The sequence below is a fragment of the Bartonella sp. MR168JLCBS genome (genome assembly GCF_042194175.1).
On record NZ_JBHIMP010000090.1, the window covers coordinates 1 to 1,360 of the forward strand.

General features: G+C 44.3%; 1 protein-coding gene. It reads right to left on the reverse strand.

Going from position 1 to position 1,360, the window contains the following annotated elements; all coding sequences use genetic code 11:
• Positions 1 to 1,257: alanine-zipper protein (locus tag ACFIK8_RS09305; RefSeq protein ID WP_375669257.1), on the reverse strand; the 1,257-nt coding region annotated here is incomplete at its 3' end.
• Positions 1,258 to 1,360: the final 103 nt, after the last annotated feature.

Consider the following 1,360-nt stretch of genomic DNA (forward strand, 5'->3'; position numbering starts at 1 on the left):
ACATAGCGTATGAAATCCGCCAATCTTTTCAGAATTATCCTTTGTATAGCCATCAGGAGCCGTCGGATTTTGCGAAAGGTCAAAGGATAGCTCATTCGTCTGATCTTTTAAGATGAGATATATATAATAATCCTTTCCTGCTTCAAGATCTTCGTCAAAAGTCATCCTTCCACGCCCTGGAATGCGGTAAAAGAGGTACCTACCCCCATTCTCACCACCATGATAAAAGCGAAAACATGCCCCTTTATTGATCACAAGACCTTTTCTATTTTCCGGATCGGCTTCCAGAATTCTGTGAGGCTGATCAAAACGCACATCTTCTAAAAAACTAGTGGAAAGAGAACCTACCTTACCTTGAAGTTCAGAAAGACTGTCACTGTTCCTCTGTGCCTTCTCTTGAACTTCTGTCAATGCACTCTTCGCTTCTTCCGCTAACACTTTTGCCTCAGAGGCGGCTGTATTCGCAGAATTTGTCGTTGCGGTCACCGTGTCTAATGAACTCTTGACCTCTCCAAGCCCTTGCTTCATCGTATCAGCTTCTTCTTTTGCTTGCTCCGCAACATTCTTCGCTTCTTCCGCTGTTGTCTTCGCAGTCTCGGCTACTTCCTTGGCTTCTTCTGCTAAACTTTTAGAACTAGAGGCGGTTTGGCTTGCCTGATCACTCGTGGATTTTGCTTCATTGGCTATTGTTTCTAAGCCTTCTGCTTTAGATTTTGCATCGCTAGCCTCTCTTAGTGCTTGATCTACTTTCTCTGTTACACTCTCTGCTGCACTTTTCGCCGCTTCCGCCAAACCCTTCGCTTCTGAAGCTGTTTGCGAGGCTTGTTCCACTCCTGTTTGCGCCAATTCGGCAACTATCTTAACAGTTGCAACAGATTCCTTGACTTCAGCACAAGCATTCTTGGCTTCTTCTGCTAATCCCTTAGCTATATCCGCTGTATCTTTTGCAAGATTAGCAGTTGTTGTTACTGCTGTAACCGCGTCACCCGTTTTCGTCACCTCTGTAAGCGCTTGCTCCGACACCCTCTTCGATTCTTCTGCAACCTGTTGCGCACCATTCGCACGCGCCATGGCTTTTTCCGACTCTTGCCTTGCATTAACAACCTGTTCTAACGGCGCAAAGGTTTCATACGAATACAAAGATGCCGTCCCTAAAATCTTCGGAACAACAACGCTATCTTGCGAAGTTCCTTCTCTGATTTCCTCTTTTGTTGCTATTGGTATCAGATACTCATGACTATGATCGGGTATTTTCATATGCTTTATTCCTCCATTAAACCTAAAATGAACACTCTTTTAAATCTTCAAACTCTTCTCTTAAAGCCTCTAAGCGCTTCTCTAAATCTTTCAGTGAACCATC